Annotated in this window: 17 protein-coding genes; 6 read left to right on the top strand and 11 right to left on the bottom strand. The window is 70.0% G+C overall.

All coding sequences use genetic code 11. From position 1 onward, the window contains the following. Positions 1–343 precede the first annotated feature (343 nt). The 8 genes from FV234_RS09930 to lepA form a co-directional block, all read right to left on the bottom strand. Complete coding sequence (locus FV234_RS09930) at positions 344–946, bottom strand: LUD domain-containing protein (RefSeq protein WP_187273634.1); 603 nt, start codon at positions 944–946, stop codon at positions 344–346. Continuing rightward, on the bottom strand, positions 943–2,565 hold the full coding sequence (locus FV234_RS09925; RefSeq protein WP_147829022.1) for a lactate utilization protein B: 1,623 nt from the start codon (positions 2,563–2,565) through the stop codon (positions 943–945). The genes FV234_RS09930 and FV234_RS09925 overlap by 4 nt, the downstream gene beginning before the upstream one ends. Next, entirely contained in the window at positions 2,562–3,305 is a 744-nt protein-coding gene (locus tag FV234_RS09920) for a (Fe-S)-binding protein (protein ID WP_147751889.1), read from the bottom strand. The genes FV234_RS09925 and FV234_RS09920 overlap by 4 nt, the downstream gene beginning before the upstream one ends. A 51-nt stretch (positions 3,306–3,356) precedes the next feature. Further along, on the bottom strand, positions 3,357–4,403 hold the full coding sequence (locus FV234_RS09915; protein ID WP_147829020.1) for an NADP-dependent oxidoreductase: 1,047 nt from the start codon (positions 4,401–4,403) through the stop codon (positions 3,357–3,359). A 62-nt stretch (positions 4,404–4,465) separates the two neighbouring features. After that, on the bottom strand, positions 4,466–6,199 hold the full coding sequence (gene poxB / locus FV234_RS09910; protein WP_147829018.1) for a ubiquinone-dependent pyruvate dehydrogenase: 1,734 nt from the start codon (positions 6,197–6,199) through the stop codon (positions 4,466–4,468). A 236-nt stretch (positions 6,200–6,435) separates the two neighbouring features. Beyond that, the gene (locus FV234_RS09905) at positions 6,436–6,681 is read right to left on the bottom strand and encodes a HepT-like ribonuclease domain-containing protein (protein ID WP_147813327.1); all 246 of its coding nucleotides are present in this window, start codon (positions 6,679–6,681) and stop codon (positions 6,436–6,438) included. Further along, a complete protein-coding gene (locus FV234_RS09900; protein WP_147762312.1) occupies positions 6,681–6,974 on the bottom strand; it encodes a nucleotidyltransferase domain-containing protein in 294 nt (97 codons plus the stop codon). Before FV234_RS09900 ends, FV234_RS09905 begins: the two co-directional genes overlap by 1 nt. Before the next feature lie 91 nt (positions 6,975–7,065). Then, positions 7,066–8,871, bottom strand: coding sequence for a translation elongation factor 4 (lepA, locus tag FV234_RS09895; protein WP_147829016.1), 1,806 nt, complete (start codon positions 8,869–8,871; stop codon positions 7,066–7,068). Between the two features lie 273 nt (positions 8,872–9,144). Between lepA and FV234_RS09890 the strand changes: the two genes are divergently transcribed. After that, positions 9,145–9,405, top strand: coding sequence for a hypothetical protein (locus tag FV234_RS09890; protein ID WP_147762313.1), 261 nt, complete (start codon positions 9,145–9,147; stop codon positions 9,403–9,405). Between the two features lie 50 nt (positions 9,406–9,455). Here the strand turns inward: FV234_RS09890 and FV234_RS09885 are convergent, their stop codons facing one another. Next, positions 9,456–10,253: a DUF2470 domain-containing protein gene (locus tag FV234_RS09885; RefSeq protein ID WP_147829014.1), complete on the bottom strand. Its 798-nt coding sequence runs from the start codon at positions 10,251–10,253 to the stop codon at positions 9,456–9,458. A 305-nt stretch (positions 10,254–10,558) separates the two neighbouring features. Between FV234_RS09885 and FV234_RS09880 the strand changes: the two genes are divergently transcribed. From FV234_RS09880 to FV234_RS09860, 5 genes are all read left to right on the top strand, one after another. Further along, entirely contained in the window at positions 10,559–11,269 is a 711-nt protein-coding gene (locus tag FV234_RS09880) for a response regulator transcription factor (RefSeq protein ID WP_147751897.1), read from the top strand. A gap of 157 nt (positions 11,270–11,426) precedes the next feature. Next, a complete protein-coding gene (locus FV234_RS09875; RefSeq protein WP_187273633.1) occupies positions 11,427–13,196 on the top strand; it encodes a sensor histidine kinase in 1,770 nt (589 codons plus the stop codon). Positions 13,197–13,442: 246 nt separating this feature from the next. Next, the gene (locus FV234_RS09870; protein ID WP_147829012.1) at positions 13,443–14,030 is read left to right on the top strand and encodes a hypothetical protein; all 588 of its coding nucleotides are present in this window, start codon (positions 13,443–13,445) and stop codon (positions 14,028–14,030) included. Positions 14,031–14,128: 98 nt separating this feature from the next. Next, positions 14,129–14,530, top strand: coding sequence for a PTS sugar transporter subunit IIA (locus FV234_RS09865; RefSeq protein WP_147751901.1), 402 nt, complete (start codon positions 14,129–14,131; stop codon positions 14,528–14,530). 126 nt (positions 14,531–14,656) lie between these two features. Further along, complete coding sequence (locus tag FV234_RS09860) at positions 14,657–14,977, top strand: HPr family phosphocarrier protein (protein ID WP_147751899.1); 321 nt, start codon at positions 14,657–14,659, stop codon at positions 14,975–14,977. A gap of 110 nt (positions 14,978–15,087) precedes the next feature. On the opposite strand, the gene FV234_RS09855 is transcribed toward FV234_RS09860, so the two are convergent. Continuing rightward, entirely contained in the window at positions 15,088–15,957 is an 870-nt protein-coding gene (locus tag FV234_RS09855; RefSeq protein WP_147829010.1) for a hypothetical protein, read from the bottom strand. Between the two features lie 213 nt (positions 15,958–16,170). Continuing rightward, complete coding sequence (locus tag FV234_RS09850) at positions 16,171–17,241, bottom strand: GTP-binding protein (RefSeq protein WP_147829008.1); 1,071 nt, start codon at positions 17,239–17,241, stop codon at positions 16,171–16,173. Position 17,242: the final 1 nt, after the last annotated feature.

The following is a 17,242-nucleotide window of genomic DNA, read 5'->3' as shown; positions in this document are numbered from 1 at the left end:
GCCGAGACGCAGCCCGCGACCTGGAGTACCATCGAAGCTGGCGGATCGAGCCGCGTCGAGGTGGGCTGATCTCGAAAAACAGCCCTGACGATCCAAATCGAGCGCCACGCCAGACTTCTGCAGCAGCCTGCTAGAGCATTTTCCGTGATCTCCGGATCACGGAAAATGCTCTAACCTACTGTGTGGTCGCATTTCCTTCACGCAAGCCGGCATCCAGCTCGCTTGAAAATGCTCTGGCCGGCGGGTTCAGTCTTCCGTGTCGCGTGGGTAGACTGCATCCGAGGCCTGTCGAGCCACCGCGACGCGGTCGATCGCAGTCGTCGGACCAGGGTGCAACGTTCGATCACACCCGGCGCGGCAGGAGCACCACCGTCAGCGAGCGCACGCCTTGCGCCCCGTGGATGAGCACGCCTTCAATGTCGGCGGTCGCCGACGGCCCGGTATGCAGCACGGCGTAGGCCGCGCCGGCGAAGTCCGGGCGCTTGTAGGCGGCCTGGATGTTCACGACGACGTCGGCGGGGTCGAGCAGGACCACGAGGTGCTGGGCGAGGTAGGCCACCGCGTTCACCACGAGCTCGGCCTCGGTGAACAGCACCGATCCGGTCTCGGCCACCCCGAAGCGGGCGCGCACGATCGCCACGTCGACGTCGTCCACCGCCTGCGGCCGGGTGACGGCGGCGAGGTCGAGGGTGCCCGCGTGTTCCGGCACGGCGGAAGCGACGACCTTGGCCGCATCCAGGCGGTCGCGCACGTGGCCGAGCGGATCGCCGGCGGGGCCGGCCTCGACCACCCGGCCGCCCATGCGCTTCAGCGCCTCGGTGAAGGCCAGGATGCGGTCGTCGTCGACCAGCGGCGCGAAGTCCGGGATTTGCGGCAGCGGATAGTCGCCGGCCGGCCGGTTGCGGCGGATCGCGGCCAGCGTCGCCTCGCGGGTGCCGGCGCTCACGACACGTCCTTCTTCGAGGCGACGTCCTTCTTGGATGCACCCGCCATGCGGTTCTGCTTGTACCAGGCGTGAAAACTCTGCTTGGGGGCCTCGGGCATCTCGCGCTTCTTCCCCCAGGTGTTGAGCGGGTTGTAGACGGCGAAGCGCGGCAGGGCGCGCAAAGCCGAATCCGCCGTGCCGATCGCCGCGCGGTAGGCGGCCGGGCGGCTCAGCACGGCGCCGGCGGCCTTCATCATGCCCTGCTTCAAGAGCGGGATCTGGTGCTCCTCGGCCAGAACCTTGCGCCAGGCGAAGATCTGCTCGTGGATGTTGATCTTCACCGGGCAGACGTTGGTGCAGGAGCCGTTCATGGTCGAGGAGAATGGCAGCGTCGAGTATTTCCGCTTGTTGAAGGTCGGGTCGATGATCAGCCCGATCGGCCCGGCATAGGTCGCCCCGTAGGAGAGCCCGCCCGAGCGCCGGTAGACCGGGCAGGTGTTCATGCAGGCGCCGCAGCGGATGCATTTCAGCGAGGTCCAGAACTCCTCCATCCCGAGGCGTTCGGAGCGGCCGTTGTCGACCAGCACGTAATGCATCTCGGTGCCGGGCCGCGGACCACGGAAGTGCGAGGTGTACTGGGTGATCGGCGAGCCCAGCGCCGAGCGCGACAGCAGGCGGATGAACACGCCGAGGTCTTCGATCCGCGGGATGACCTTCTCGATGCCGATCGAGTGGATCTGCAGCGGCGGCACGTTGCCCGACAGGTCGGCGTTGCCCTCGTTGGTGCAGGTGACCACCGTGCCGGTCTCGGCGATGGCGAAGTTGCACCCGGTCATCCCCGCATCCGCGTTGAGGATGTAGGGCCGCGTGGTCTCGCGCTGGCTTTCGGCCAGGTAGTGCGCGTCGTCGTTCTCGGGGTCGGTGCCGAGCGTGCGCGCAAAAACCTCGGCGACGTCCATCCGCGTCTTGTGCACGGCCGGCGCCACGATGTGGCTCGGCTCCTCGTTGTCGAGCTGCTGGATGCGCTCGCCGAGGTCGGTCTCGATGATCTCGATCCCGCTCGCCGCCATGTGGTGGCGGAAGCCGCACTCCTCGGTGAGCATCGACTTCGACTTCACCAGGGTCTTCGCGCCGTGGCTGCGCAGGATCTCGAGCACGATGCGGTTGTGGTCCGCGCCGTCCGAGGCCCAGTGCACGTGGACGCCGTTGGCCTTGGCCGCCGCCTCGAACTGCTCGAGGTAGGTGTCGAGCCGGCTCAGCGTGTGCGCCTTGATGTTCGAGGCGATCTCGCGAAGCTCCTCCCATTCGGGGATGCCGTGGGCCGACACGTCGCGCTTCTTGCGCAGGTCCCACAGGCGCTCGTCGTGCGCCGCCTGATGCAGCGGCGCGGCGAGGAAGCGCTCGGCGGCCTCGCCCTGGTCGATCGGCCGGTTGCCGCGGATCTTGGCCCCGCGTGGCTGTTGTTCGCGCGTCTTCGGCGCTGCGATCGGCTTCGAGGCGGCCTCCGCGTGCTGGAGGCGGCCGCCATCCTGGTGGCGCTCGCTCTCGTCGCCGGGCGCGCGCACCTCCGGGTGGATCATGCCGGCGCTCTCGCGGGGCGTGCCATCCGTCTCGCGGGGCGTAAGGTCTTCGATGCTCATGCGGCGGCTCCGTTCAGGACCTGCGCGATGTGGATGTACTTCAGCGGCACGCCGAGGCGCTCGGCGCAGCCCTTCTGGTGCATCAGGCACGAGGAATCGGCCGAGACGACGTACGCGGCCCCGGCGCGCGCCTGGTCGGTCACCTTGTCGTAGCCCATCTTGGCCGAGACGGCGGGCTCGAACACCGAGAAGGTGCCGCCGAAGCCACAGCACTCGTCGGGCCGCGTCAGCTTGACGACCTCGATGCCCTTCACCTTGGCCAGCAGGTCGAGGGGCTTCGAATAGTATGGCAGGTTGATCTCGGACGGCCGGGCGTGGTGGATTCCGCGCAGCGCGTTGCAGTTGGCATGGTAGGCGACCTTGTGCGGGAACGACGCCCAGGGGAATTCCTCGATCTTCAGCACGTCGTGCAGGAACTCGACCAGCTCGAAGGTCTTTCGGCGAACGCCGACGACTTCTTCGGTCTGGGGAATCGCCGTCAGATGCTCGCGCACCTGGTGGACGCAGCTGCCCGAGGGCGCGACGACGTAGTCGAACTTGGCGAAATTCTTGACGAACAGGGCTTCGGTGGCGGCGGCTTCCGCGTGGCAGCCGGTGTTGGTCATCGGCTGGCCGCAGCAGGTCTGGTCGAACGGGTATTCCACCTCGAGGCCGAGGCGCTCGAGCAACTCGAGGGTGGCGATGCCGACCTCCGGCTCGAAGGCGTCGACGTAACAGGGGACGAACAGTCCGATCCGCATGGTCCTATCCCGTTTCCCTGAGCCGTTCCGCCGGGCCGTTCGCCCACGCCGTCAGGCGCCGTCTTCCGAGGCGCCCACCTGGACCAGCAGCTTGCCGAAGTTGCCGCCGGTGTAGAGGCTGTCGAGGTGTTCCACCGCCCGCGCGAGGTCGGGCCGCACGTCCTGCCGGGTCTTGATCCGGCCTTCCGCCATCCAGCCGCCCAGCGCCTGCACCGCCTCGCCCCAGCGCGCGGCGTAGTCGGTGACGATGAAGCCCTGCACGGTGAGCCGCCGCATCAGCATCTGGCGCCACGCCGCCGCGACGGCCGGACCCGGGCGCTCCGAAGAGTCTTTGGACGTGTCGTTGTAGGAGGCGATCAGGCCGCACAGCGGCATCCGCCCGAACAGCCGCATCCGCGCGAACACCGCGTCCGAGATCGGGCCGCCGACCTGCTCGAAGTTGATGTCGACGCCGTCGGGCGCCAGGGCGTCGAGGCGGGCGCCGACATCCTCGCTGCGATAGTCGATCGCCGCGTCGAACCCGAGCTCGTCGACGACGAACCGGCACTTGTCCGGTCCGCCGGCGATGCCGATCACCCGGCAGCCCTTGATCTTGCCGATCTGACCGACGACCTGGCCGACGCCGCCGGCGGCGGCCGAGACCACCAGGGTCTCGCCGGCCTTCGGGCGGCCGATGTCGAGCAGGCCGAAATACGCCGTCGGGCCGACGAGGCCGAACACGCCGAAGGCGAGGGAGAGCGGCACGCCCGGCGGCAGGGCCAGGGGCTGCAGGCCCTGCCCGTCGGTGACCATGTGGTCGGCCCAGACGCCCATGCCGGAATAGAGCGCGCCGGGCTCGACGCCGTCCTTCCGGCTCTCGATCACGCGCCCGGCCACGAGGCCGCGCATCGGCTCGCCGATCGCGACCGGCGGCATGTACTGCTCGGCGTCGCTCATCCAGATGCGGTTGGTCGGATCGAGCGACAGGTACAGCACCTGCAGCAGGAACTGGCCTTGCTGCAGCTCGGGCAGAGCCTCGGCGCCGTAGGCGAGGTCGCCCTCGGCGACGGCCCCGACCGGGCGGCGCGCGAGGCGCCAGATGTTCCGTTGCCGGGCCATGCGCCCTCCCTGATGTTCCTTCGAAGCCGCGAAGCGCCGCCTTGGAACGATTTCAATCCGGTCTATCGAATGAGGTTGGTCTTGGCGAGGTCGAGGACCGCGTCACCGCGTCCGCTCATCACCGCACGCAGCATGTAGAGGCTGAAGCCCTTCACCTGCTGGCCGTCGATCTTGGGCGGGATCGAGAGCTCGTTGCGGGCCACCGCCACGTCGAGCAGCGACGGCCCGTCGAAGGCCAGGAACTCGCGGATCGCGCCTTCGAGTTCACCAGGATCCTCGACCCGAATCGCGAAGATGCCGGCCGCCCGCGACATCGCGGCGAAGTCCGGGTTGTCGAGCGCGACGCCGGTCTCGAGGTAGCCTGCGGCCTTCATCTCCATCTCGACGAAGCCGAGCGAGCCGTTGTTGAACACCACCACCTTCACGGGCAGCCGGTGCTGGCGCAGCGTCAGGAAGTCGCCCATCAGCATGCTGAAGCCGCCGTCGCCGCACAGCGCGATCACCTCGCGCCGGGGCGAGGCGGCCTGGATGCCGATGCCCTGGACCATGGCGTTGGCCATCGAGCCGTGGACCCAGGATCCGAGCAGCCGGCGCTTCCCGTTCATCTTGAGGTAGCGCGCCGCCCAGATCGTCGGCGTGCCGACGTCGGCGGTGAACACCGCGTCGTCGGAGGCCGCGTCGCTCAGGAGCTTGGTGAGGTATTGCGGGTGGATCGGCTTGCGGCCGGGCTTGCCCGTCGCCAACTCGTCGAGCCCTTCGCGCGCCTTGGCGTAGTGCTTGAGGCTGCCGTCGAGCCAGGCGCGGTCGGCCTTCACCGCGAGCAACGGCCGCAGCGCGCGGATCGTGGCGCCGACGTCGCCGACGAGGCCGAGGTCGAGCCGGCAGCGGCGCCCGAGCTCTTCCGGGCGCAGATCGACCTGCGCCACCTTCGCGTCCTTCGGGTAGAACTGCTTGTAGGGAAAGCCGGTGCCGAGCATCAGCAGCGTCTCGCAGCCGACCATCGCCGCGTAGCCGGACGAGAACCCGATCAGCCCGGTCATGCCGACGTCGTAGGGGTTGTCGTATTCGACGAACTCCTTGCCGCCGAGTGCGTGGACGATCGGGCTCTTCAGGGCCTCGGCGAGCTGCAGCAGCTCGGCATGCGCCCCGGCGCAGCCGCGACCGCAGAGCAGCGTGATCTTGCGGGAGCCGTTCAGAAGCTCGGCCAGCGCCGTCAGATCGGCCTCGGCCGGCTGCACCACGGGCTTCGGCGGCACGAGGCCGGCCTTCGTCGCCACGGCGCGGGCCGGCGCGTCCTTCAGCGCGACGTCGCCGGGGATGACGACCACCGCGACGCCGCGCTGCCCGATCGCGGCGCGCATGGCGTTCTCCAGCACGTAGGGGAGCTGGGCGGGATCGGAGACCTGCTCGCAATAGTGGCTGCAGCCGCGGAACAGCTCGGTCGGGTGCGTCTCCTGGAAGTAGCCCGAGCCGATCTCGGCCGACGGGATGTGCGCCACCAAAGCCAGGACCGGCGTGCGCGAGCGATGGCAATCGTAGAGGCCGTTGATCAGGTGGACGTGGCCGGGGCCGCACGAGCCGGCGCAGACCGCGAGCTGCCCGGTGACCTGGCTCTCGGCGCCGGCCGCGAACGCGCCGGATTCCTCGTGGCGGACGTGGATCCACTCGATCACGCCGCGCGCCCGGATCGCCTCGGTGATCGCGTTCAGGCTGTCGCCGACGACCCCGTAGATGCGCCGGACGCCGGCCTCCTGCAGGGTCTCGACGACGTGGTCGGCGACGGTGGTGATCCGCATACGTTCGGCTCCGTGGATTTGGAGGGCGAACTTTTTGCGGTGCGGCGCGGTTCCGGCTCGCGGATCGGGGCCGGTGAGGGATGTCGCTCTCGCTACGGCATTGAGCCGATGGCAGGCGTCGAGCGCAGCGCCACTCAGCCGGCCGACGCCTCGCTCGGGATCGCCGCGATGATCGGGCGAAGCTCGGGCAGCGACACCGTCGCGATCTTCCATAGGATGAGGTCGTCGATGCGAATTTACTCGTGCCGGAGCTTGTTGCCGACGGCGGCGATCTCGGACCATGGTACGGCCGGAAAGCGTGTCTTCGCATCCGGCGGCACGTGTCGGCTCGCTTCCGATACGATCTCGACACGTCGTTCGACGGCGAGGCGCATCACCAGGTCCATGCGATAATCGGCGAACGTTCGTCCCGCGACGATGTCCGCAGCCGCGTCGCTCATCGTCAGGATATCCGTGAGGCGTGCAATCGCCGACCGCTTCATCACAGGACCTGGATGGCCTCGCGCTCGATCTCTGCCCGCAATTGAGGGTGTAGGCCTTCCCGCGTCGTCAAGTCGACCCGGCACCCGAGCGCCTGCGCGAGGTAGGCTTCCGTCCTGAACAATTCGACGAAGCCGAACCGGTCGTATTGCGGGTCGACGAACAGGTCGACGTCGCCATCGAGGCCGGCCTCGTCCCGGGCGACGGAGCCGAAGAGGTAGAGCGCGAGAATGCCGGAATTCTGAAGATGCCCGGCCCGCTCGGTGAGTCTGGCGATCACGTCGCTGCGCTGCATCGCATGCCACCGTCGTTCCGCATCACGATCGAAGGCCAAGCCGCCACCGATTCGAACAGGCCCGCTAGTCAACCCGAGGGAGCCGAAAAGCTCAATCGTCCATCTTCAGCGCGGCGATGAACGCCTCCTGCGGAATCTCGACGCGCCCGAACTGGCGCATCTTCTTCTTGCCTTCCTTCTGCTTGTCCAGGAGCTTGCGCTTGCGCGAGATGTCGCCGCCGTAGCACTTGGCGGTCACGTCCTTGGACAGGGCCTTGATCGTTTCGCGGGCGATGATCTTGCCGCCCAACGCCGCCTGGACCGGGATCTGGAACAGGTGGCGCGGGATCAGGTCCTTCAGCTTCTCGCACATGGCGCGGCCGCGATGCTCGGCGCGGGTGCGGTGGACCAGCATCGAGAGCGCGTCGACCGGCTCGGCGTTGACGAGGATCGACATCTTCACGAGGTCACCCTCGCGGTAGTCGGAGATGTGGTAGTCGAACGATGCGTAGCCCTTCGAGATCGACTTGAGGCGGTCGTAGAAGTCGAACACCACCTCGTTCAGCGGCAGGTCGTAGACGACCATGGCGCGTTTTCCGACGTAGTTGAGGTCCACCTGCGATCCGCGCCGGTCCTGGCACAGCTTCAGCACGCCGCCGAGATGCTCGTCGGGGGTGAGGATGGTGGCGCGGATCCACGGCTCCTCGATCGCCGTGATCTTCATCACGTCGGGCATGTCGGCCGGGTTGTGCAGCTCCTTCACCGTGCCGTCGGCCATCTGCAGGCGGTAGACCACGGAGGGCGCCGTCGAGATCAGGTCGAGGTTGAACTCGCGCTCAAGCCGCTCCTGGATGATCTCGAGGTGCAGCAGCCCGAGGAAGCCGCAGCGGAAGCCGAAGCCGAGGGCGGCCGAGGTCTCCATCTCGTAGGAGAACGAGGCGTCGTTGAGCCGGAGCTTGCTCATCGCGCTGCGCAGGGTCTCGAATTCGGCCGCATCCACGGGGAAGAGCCCGCAGAACACCACCGACTGCACGTCCTTGAAGCCCGGCAGCATCTCCTTGCACGGGCGCTTGTCCTCGGTCAGCGTGTCGCCGACGCGGGTGTCGGCGACCTCCTTGATCGAGCCCGTGAAGAAGCCGACCTCGCCGGGGCCGAGCTCGCCGATGTCGGCCATCTTCGGTCGGAACACGCCGATCTTGTCGACGCCGTGCACCGCGTCGGCCCGCATCATGCGGATGTTCATGCCCTTCTTGAGCACGCCGTCGACGATGCGCACCAGCACGACGACGCCGAGGTAGACGTCGTACCAGCTATCCACCAGCAGCGCCTTCAGGGGCGCGTCGCGGTCGCCCTTCGGCGGCGGCAGGCGCTTGACGATGGCTTCCAGCACCGCCTCGATGTTCAGCCCGCTTTTGGCCGAGATCGCCACGGCCTCGGACGCGTCGATGCCGATCACCTCCTCGATCTGGGCGCGGATGCGCTCGGGCTCGGCGGCCGGCAGGTCGATCTTGTTGAGGACGGGCACGATCTCGTGGTTGGCGTCGAGCGCCTGGTAGACGTTGGCCAGCGTCTGCGCCTCGACGCCCTGGCTCGCATCCACCACCAGCAGCGAGCCCTCGCAGGCGGCGAGCGAGCGGGACACTTCGTAGGCGAAGTCGACGTGGCCGGGCGTGTCCATCAGGTTGAGGACGTAGTTCTTGCCGTCCTCGGCCTTGTATTCCAGGCGCACGGTCTGCGCCTTGATGGTGATGCCGCGCTCCTTCTCGATGTCCATCGAATCGAGCATCTGCTCGCTCATGTCGCGCAGCGCCACGGTGCCCGTCGTCTGGATCAGGCGGTCGGCGAGCGTCGACTTGCCGTGGTCGATATGCGCGACGATCGAGAAGTTGCGGATGTTGTCGATCGGCGTGGTCGTCATCGATGCGGATCTCCGGCGCGCGTGCGGCCGACCGGAGGGCCGTCGTCGCGCGCCGTCTGATGTGAGGAGGCGGTGTCGGTCGTCCCGGGGGGATAGCAGCCGCAGGGGGGAGCGCCAAGCGCGGGCGGCGTCGCGGGGCGAATCCCTCGGTGACGGAGACCGAATGGGCCTGTCCGGCCCCACGGCCCTTCGGATTTTGGGCGTTCGGCCCTATCTAGAGGGCATACCCTCCGCGCAATCCCGTGCTTTGGGCTCCGAAGCGGAAGGCCCAAGATGGCTCGCACTCCCCCCAACGGGCGTTCGCCCAGCATCTCGATGTCGGACTTCAACGCCCGCGTGAAGCGCGTGCTCGAAGGCAACGAGGAAGTGACCCGCGGCGCGCCGCGCGCGACCCCGGGCTGGAGCCGCCGCCGCAACACCCGGCCGCCGGTCGGCGCCGAGGCCCAGCCCGAGGCGGAGACCTCCGAGGCGACGGAGTCCGAGACCGAATCCGAGGATTCCGAGGCCGAGAAGCCGGCCACCGAAGAGGCCTGAGACCTCCGCTTCACGTCGGCCCGCGGTTTCGCGGACCGACGTCCGGCCGCTCAGGCTCGCGGCGCCTCGTCCTTCGCCCGAGCCTCGGCGGCCATGACCACGAGGACCTTTCGCAACGCGCCCATGTCGCCGACTCGCTCCGGGAAGGTCACCCGCGCGGTCCGGTCGGCGGCGAGCAGGTCCATCCCCTCCGGGTCGAGCCCGGTGAGGCGCCACGCGGCCGCCCCCTCCGAGGCGGCGTAGAGCGCCAGCGCGTCGGCGTGGTCGGCGTTCATGTGCTCGATCGCGCCGCTCTCGCCGGCCACGATCGCCTCGGCGCCCGCGAGATCCAGCAGCAGCTCGGCCTTCGTCAACGTCGCCGCCTTGGCGAAGCCCCCGTTGAGGTGGCCGGCCGTCGGCTCCAGCGCGAAGAATCCGAAATCCGGGAAGTCGGCGTAGAGCGCGGCCTTCGGGTGCCGGGCGAGGAAGCGCGCCCGCACGCGGGGCTCGTCGGTCCGCACCGCCCGCCCGACGACGGTCAGCCGCGGGTGGGCGAGCGGGTCGCCCTTGCCGCCGGCCGAGAACAGCAGCGAGCAGCGCGGGTCGGCGAGCAGGTTGCGGGTGTGGGCCGAGAGCTGCGACAGCAGCATCAGGGGCGTGCCGTCGACGTCGGTGGCGATGGTCGTCAGCGAGGCGAACGGCGTGCCGTCGGAATCGAGCGTCGCCAGGGCGCCGGAGCGGATGCTGCGCAGCAGGCGCCGCGACAGGCCGATCGCGTCGAACGGGGCCTGCGCCGCCGGAAGCGGCCGCGCCGGACCACGCGCCCCCCCCGATTCGGTCCCGCCCACGCCGTCGGATGTCTCAGCCATCGCGCCCCTCGCTCCCCGGAAGCGGCGGAAACGAAAAACGCCGCGCCGACCGCATCATAGGGCGAAATCGCGACCGCCGACGAGACGGGCGAGACGCGGCGCATCGCCCGGATACGGCCAAGCTACCATGGCCGCTCGCTTTTTTCGAAACTTCGGCTTAAAGCGACAGACCGTCCGCGCGAAACGGACACGGTCATACGACTCGTCGTCGCGTTCGCGTTTTTGCCTGCCCCGTCCGGGGCCGGAGGCGGCGACGCGGGCCACCGCCACGCGCCCGCGACCGCCCCGTCAGTCAAGGAACGCGCATGCCGACCATCGCCCTCGTCGACGACGACCGAAACATCCTCACCTCGGTGTCGATCGCGCTGGAGACCGAAGGATACCGGATCCAGACCTACACCGACGGCGCCTCGGCGCTCGACGGGCTCAAGCACTCGCCCCCCGACCTCGCGATCTTCGACATCAAGATGCCGCGCATGGACGGGATGGAGCTTCTCAGGCGCCTGCGGCAGAAATCGGACCTTCCGGTGATCTTCCTCACCTCGAAGGACGAGGAGATCGACGAATTGTTCGGCCTCAAGATGGGCGCCGACGACTTCATCCATAAGCCGTTCTCGCAGCGCCTGCTGGTCGAGCGGGTGAAGGCGGTGCTGCGCCGCTTCGCCCCGAAGGACGGGCCGGGCGCCGCCGCCCGCGAGGCCGACGCCGCCGCCCGCTCGCTGGAGCGCGGCTCGCTGATGATGGACCCGGAGCGCCACACCTGCACCTGGAAGGGCGAGCCGGTGACCCTGACGGTCACCGAGTTCCTGATCCTCCAGGCGCTCGCCCACCGCCCGGGCGTCGTGAAGAGCCGCAACGCGCTGATGGACGCGGCCTACGACGACCAGGTCTACGTCGACGACCGCACGATCGACAGCCACATCAAGCGGCTGCGCAAGAAGTTCAAGGTGACCGACACCAGCTTCGACATGATCGAGACGCTCTACGGCGTCGGCTACCGCTTCAAGGAAGGCTGAAGGCCTTCCACACTGCCTCATGGGTTCTCACCCATGAGGTCCGGCGGACGACCGCCGCCCCGCCGTCGCGGGGGGCCGATCCCGATGCGTGAGACGCCTCGGGATCGCGTTTCGCCCGCCTCGCTTCCCTCGATTCCCCGTCGAAGACCGGACCGTCGTGACGTCGCAGACCGATGAAGAGCCGCGCCGCGGCCCGCTCGCATGGCCGCGGGCCTCCTGGGATGCGATCGGACAGCGGGCCTCGTCGAGCCTGACCCGCCGCATCGTGGTGCTCAACCTCGTCGGGCTGATCGCGCTGCTCGTCGGGTTCCTGTACCTCAACCAGTTCCGGCAGGGGCTGATCCAGGCCCGCGTCCAGAGCCTGGCGATCCAGGGCGACATCATCGCCGGCGCCATCGCCTCGTCCGCCTCGGTCGACACCGGGACGATCCGCATCGACCCCGACAAGCTGCTCCAGCAGCAGGCCGGCGAGGGCAACGGCACCGAGGAGGAATCCTCGCCGCTGGCCTTCTCGCTCAACCCGGAGCAGGTGGCGCCGCTGCTGCGCCGGCTCGTCACCCCGACCGGCAACCGCGCGCGGGTGTTCGACAGCGAGGGCGGCCTGCTGTTCGACACGCGCTCGCTGTTCAACCGGCCCGAGGGCGGGGCCGGCACCGCGCAGGTCCGCAAGCGCTCCCTGCTCGAGCGGGCCTTCGAGGTCGCGCAGGCCTGGAGCTTCGGCCTGTTCGGCGAGCGGGTGAAGCCGCAGGAGGAGGTCGGGCCGACGAACGGCCATTCGCTGCGCGAGGTCCAGACCGCGCTGAACGGTGCCCGCGGCAGCCTCGTGCGCCGCAACGAGCTCGGCGAGACCACGGTCTCGGTCGCCGTGCCGATCCAGCGCTCGGGGGCGGTGCGCGGCGCGCTGCTGCTCTCGACGCAAGGGGACGCGATCGACCGGGTCATCGCCTCGGAGCGCTTCGGCCTGTTCCAGGTCTTCCTCGTCGCCGCGATGGTGATGGTGGTGCTCTCGATCCTGCTGGCCGGCGCCATCGCCGGGCCGGTGCGGCGCCTGGCGGAGGCCGCCGAGAAGGTGCGGATGGGGATCAAGACCCGCGAGGAGATCCCCGACTTCACCAGCCGCACCGACGAGATCGGCCACCTCTCCGGCGCCCTGCGGGACATGACCCAGGCGCTCTACCGGCGCATCGACGCGATCGAGAGCTTCGCCGCCGACGTCAGCCACGAGCTGAAGAACCCGCTGACTTCGCTCCGCAGCGCGGTCGAAACCCTGCCGCTCGCCCGCAACGACGATTCGCGCAGCCGCCTGATGGCGATCATCCAGCACGACGTGAAGCGCCTCGACCGCCTGATCAGCGACATCGCCGACGCCTCGCGGCTCGATGCCGAGCTCGCCCGCGCCGAGGCGCGACGGGTCGACCTGCGCAAGCTCCTGTCCACGGTCGTCTCGGTGGCCAACGAGCGCAAGCGCCCGAAGGACTGCGTGATCCAGCTCGACGTCGACGCGCCCGCCGGCGACCAGGACGCGCCGTTCGCGATTATCGGGCACGACAGCCGCCTGGGCCAGGTGGTCAACAACCTCCTCGACAACGCCCGCTCGTTCTCGCCGACGGAGGCGAAGGTCCGCGTCGCCCTGCGGCGGGTGCGCGGCGACATCGAGCTGATCTGCGAGGACGAGGGGCCGGGCATCCCCGAGCACGCCCTGGAGCGGATCTTCGAGCGCTTCTACACCGACCGCCCCGAGCAGGGCTTCGGCCAGAACTCGGGCCTCGGCCTCTCGATCTCCCGCCAGATCGTCCAGGCGCATCGCGGCTCGATCCGCGCCGAGAACCGCCCCGGCCCGGCCGACGAGGACGGCGAGCCGACGGTCCGCGGCGCCCGCTTCATCGTGCGCATCCCGGCGGCCCCGCGGCAGATGTCGGCGGCGTGACGGGGGTGGCGCGGCAACGGTCCGACCGAGGGCGACCGCTCCGCCTCTCTACCAAATGCTCCGGCAAAAGCGCGGGTCCCTTCTCCCAGGGGGAGAAGGACAGGATGAGGGGCGTGACATGTCCTGAGAGGGCACGCCCCTCCCCCCTCGGAGCGACCAGGTTCACGCCTGTCGGCGCGCCCGAACCGGACGGATCGCGCGAAACGCGGCGCGCCGGTCACGACCTTGCCATGACGGCGTTCGACGATGCCTGACCCGACAAGCCGACGAGGCCGGCCGGGCTTCCCAGCTGCTCCGGCCGCCGACCTACGCGAAACCGTCCACGCCACCTGCGTCGTCGTCGGCGAGGCGGGCGTGCTGATCCGGGGCGAATCGCGGGCCGGCAAGTCGAGCCTCGCCCTGGCGCTGATCGAGCGGTGCACCCATCAGGGCGGCTTCGCGGCGCTGGTCGGCGACGACCGGGTCCGCGTCGAAGCCCGTCACGGGCACGTGGTGGCGCGCCCGCACCCGGCCATCGCCGGCCTGATCGAGGTCCGCGGCCACGGGATCGTCGCGGTGGACCACGTCCCGGCCTGCATCCTGCGCCTCGTCGTCGACCTCGTGGCGCCCGGGCCGCGCCTTCCCGAACCGCGGGAGCCGGAGGTCGCGATCGTCGGCGTCGCCCTCCCCTGCCTGCGGATCGACCGGGCGGCGCGGGATGCCGGCCTCGCGCCGGGGCTCGTCGTCGCGAAGCTGCTCGCGGCGACGCCCGGCGTGTCTTCGCAGTCGCACACGCCGCCTCGTTGCGGCGAGGCGCCCGCACCCCGTAGCGCGGGTGCGGCAGGCGTGGCATGATTGGGACGACGGGCGATCAAAACGTCGCGACGCCTTGAGCCTGTGCGTGCAATGCACAAATTGGCGGACTCGTTCACAGGACACCGGAATACGTGTCGATGATTGGCATGGTGCTCGTCACCCACGGACTGCTCGCGACCGAATTCCGGGCAGCGCTGGAGCACGTGGTCGGCCCTCAGAAGCAGATCGAGACCATCACGATCGGGCCGGAAGACGATATGGAGCTGCGGCGGCGGGACATCATGTCCGCGGTCGGCCGCGTCGACACCGGCACGGGCGTCGTCGTGCTCACCGACATGTTCGGCGGCACGCCGTCGAACCTGGCCCTGTCCTGCATGAACGGCGGCGCCGTCGAGGTGGTGGCGGGCATCAACCTGCCGATGCTGATCAAGCTCGCCAGCGTGCGCGACGCGGAATCGCTCGGCGACGCGGTGCTTCACGCCCAGGAAGCCGGCCGCAAGTACATCAACGTCGCCTCGCGCGTGCTCGCCGGCAAATAGTCTTCCCCCCGATCTTGCCGTCCCGACCGCCGACCCGTTACGCACGGTGACGGCCGCGCCGTGCGCGTGCCGGAACAGGCTCGCGCTGCCCACGGCGCGGCGACGGACAGGGAAGCGCGCCGGCGGATGGACGACCTCTTCGAGCCGGACGACGAGCCCCCGACCGTTCCGGAGGGCGGCTTCCTGCGGCGCCTGCCGATCATCAACCGGCGCGGCCTGCATGCGCGGGCCTCGGCCAAGTTCGTCCAGACCGTCGAGCGCTTCGACGCGCAGGTCACCGTCACGCGCGCCGGGGAGACCGTGGGCGGCCGCTCGATCATGGGCCTGCTGACGCTTGGCGCGGCGCAGGGCACCCACGTGACGGTCACCGCCGTCGGCGCCGACGCCGAGGCCTGCCTCGATGCGATCGAAGCCCTGCTCGCCAACAAGTTCGGCGAGGACGAGTAGCGGATCAAACTTAAATCCCGTCGATCCCTTCGGGGTGGCGGATCTGGGCTTCGCTCGAGCGCCGCGCGGGCTTGCCCGATACGGCCTCCGCTTGATCGCGCGGCGGCCTATCAGGCCCGGGCCGCGCGGCGCCAGACCACCGCCCGGGCGCCCGCGCCGAGGTGGAGCGTGCCGGCGACCAGCTCGCCGGCGCGGCGGGCGAGCTCGATCCGCATCTGCCCGCGGCGCCCGAACAGGCGCGTCACCACCCGCACCATCGACGCCTCCGACGGGTCGGCGATGATCGGGCGCGCCGCGTGGCGCGCATCGAGCGCCAGGAATTCCTCGACCGCAGCCGGGATCAGGGCCGAGTCGGAGACGTGTTCGACGTCGGCCGCCGCGTCCTCGGCGGACAGGATGCCGACGACGCAATCGGCCGGAACCGTCCGGCGCCCGTCGGCGCGGGCGGCGAGGGCCGGGCGGAGGGCCTCGCCGCGCGACGGCAGGCGGGACGGCGCGGCGAGCCGCAGGGGCCGCCGAAGGCCGGCGAGCCGCCCGCGGATCGCGGCCTCGACCGCGTCCGTCCGCGGGCCGTCGATCAGGGCGGCGGCCGGGTGCGGAAGGCTCGGCGGCTGCCACAGCTCGGCCCGCGCCCGCCCCCAGATCGCATGCGGCATCGCCATCGGCATCACGCCGCGCAATGCCTCGCGGCCGCTCCCGTCCCGGTCCCAGGCCAGGGCGAAGGCGATGGCCCGGCCGCCGGACTGATGCCGGGCCGCGCTCAGCAGGTAATCCGGGTCGACCCGCGGATCGGTGATCGCGTTGCGCGTCATCAGCGCCCGCCAGGCGGCGACCGCGCCGTCGTCGACGGTGCCGGCGCGGCGCAGGTCCACCCGCCAACCTTCGGTGGCCGCCTCGGTGCCGGTCGAAACCGGGTGGACGTCCACCGCCGCGTCGGGCTGGGCCTGTCCGCCCTGGATCACCGTGAAGCCGTGCGTCATGGCACCTGCGTCCCGCCTTGGCTACAAATCGTCCCGATCCGGGACGTTCGGGCCCCCTCGGGCGCCCTTCGACAGGCTGGTTTCAAGGATGGTGCCGCGGGCTCCGTCATACCAAATCTGGTCGATCCTTTCGGGATGGCGGATTTGGGCTTCGCTCAAGCGCCGCGCGGGCTTGCCTGACACAGCCTCCGCTTCGATTGCGCGGAGGCCGTATCAGCCGCCGGGAATCGCCAGCGGGTTGTTCGTCAGCGCCGCCGCATCCGGCGCATCGATCCGCGGGCGGCCGAGGAAGGCGTCCCAGAGGCTGACGACGAAGGCCGGATCGAGGTCGCGGACGATCAGCACCAGGCGTGAGGTGCGGTCGTCGTCGGGCCAGGCCGGCAGGGTGACGGGGGCGTGCACCACGTGCTGGACGCCGTGGACCACCACCGGCCGGTCGGGGTCGTCGGCGATCGCGACGAGGCCCTTGAGCCGCAGGAGCTTCGGACCGTGCCCGCCGCGCAGCAGATCCAAGAACATCTCGAACGCCGGGCGCGGCACCGGCGCGTCGCTGGTCAGCGAGAAGGCGCGGATCGCCGCGTCGTGCCGGTTCACGTCGTGGGCGTGCCCGTCCGTCTCGGGCACCGCGCCGAGCCAGGCGCGCACGTCGGCGGCCTTGCCGTCGAGGCCGAAGAAGCCGCCGAGCAGCGTCGCCGCCGGCACGTCGGGCGGGTCGATCGGCGCGGACGGGTTGAGGGCGGCCAGACGCGCCCGCAGCGCCGCGGTGTCCCCGGCCAGATCGGCTTTCGCGAGCACGATCCGGTCGGCCACCGCGGCCTGCCGCATCGCTTCCGGGTGGTCGTCCAGCGTCGCGGACCCGTTGACGGCGTCGACGACGGTGACGACGCCCTGGAGCCGGTACCGCATCACGAGATAGGGATGGTAGATCAGCGCGTGCAGGATCGGCGCCGGGTCGGCGAGCCCGGTGGTCTCGATCACCACCCGGCGGAACGGCGTGATCCGGCCGTTGTCGCGCTTGCGCAGCAGGTCTTCCAGCGTCGTGATCAGGTCGCCGCGCACGGTGCAGCACAGGCAGCCGGCGCCGAGGAGGACCATGTCCTCGGTGACGCCCTCGATCAGCAGGTGGTCGAGCCCGATCTCGCCGAACTCGTTGACGATGACGACGGTGTCGGCGAGCGCCGGGTCCCGCAGCATCCGGTTGAGCAGCGTGGTCTTGCCGGCTCCGAGGAAGCCGGTGAGCACGGTGAGCGGGATCGGGTCCGGTCGGCGGGGGGCGTCGGTCATG

Source organism: Methylobacterium sp. WL8, from assembly GCF_008040045.1.
GTDB classification, from domain to species: domain Bacteria; phylum Pseudomonadota; class Alphaproteobacteria; order Rhizobiales; family Beijerinckiaceae; genus Methylobacterium; species Methylobacterium cerastii.
The sequence above is the reverse complement of the archived record's forward strand: the minus strand, read 5'-3'. Positions and strand labels throughout refer to the sequence as shown.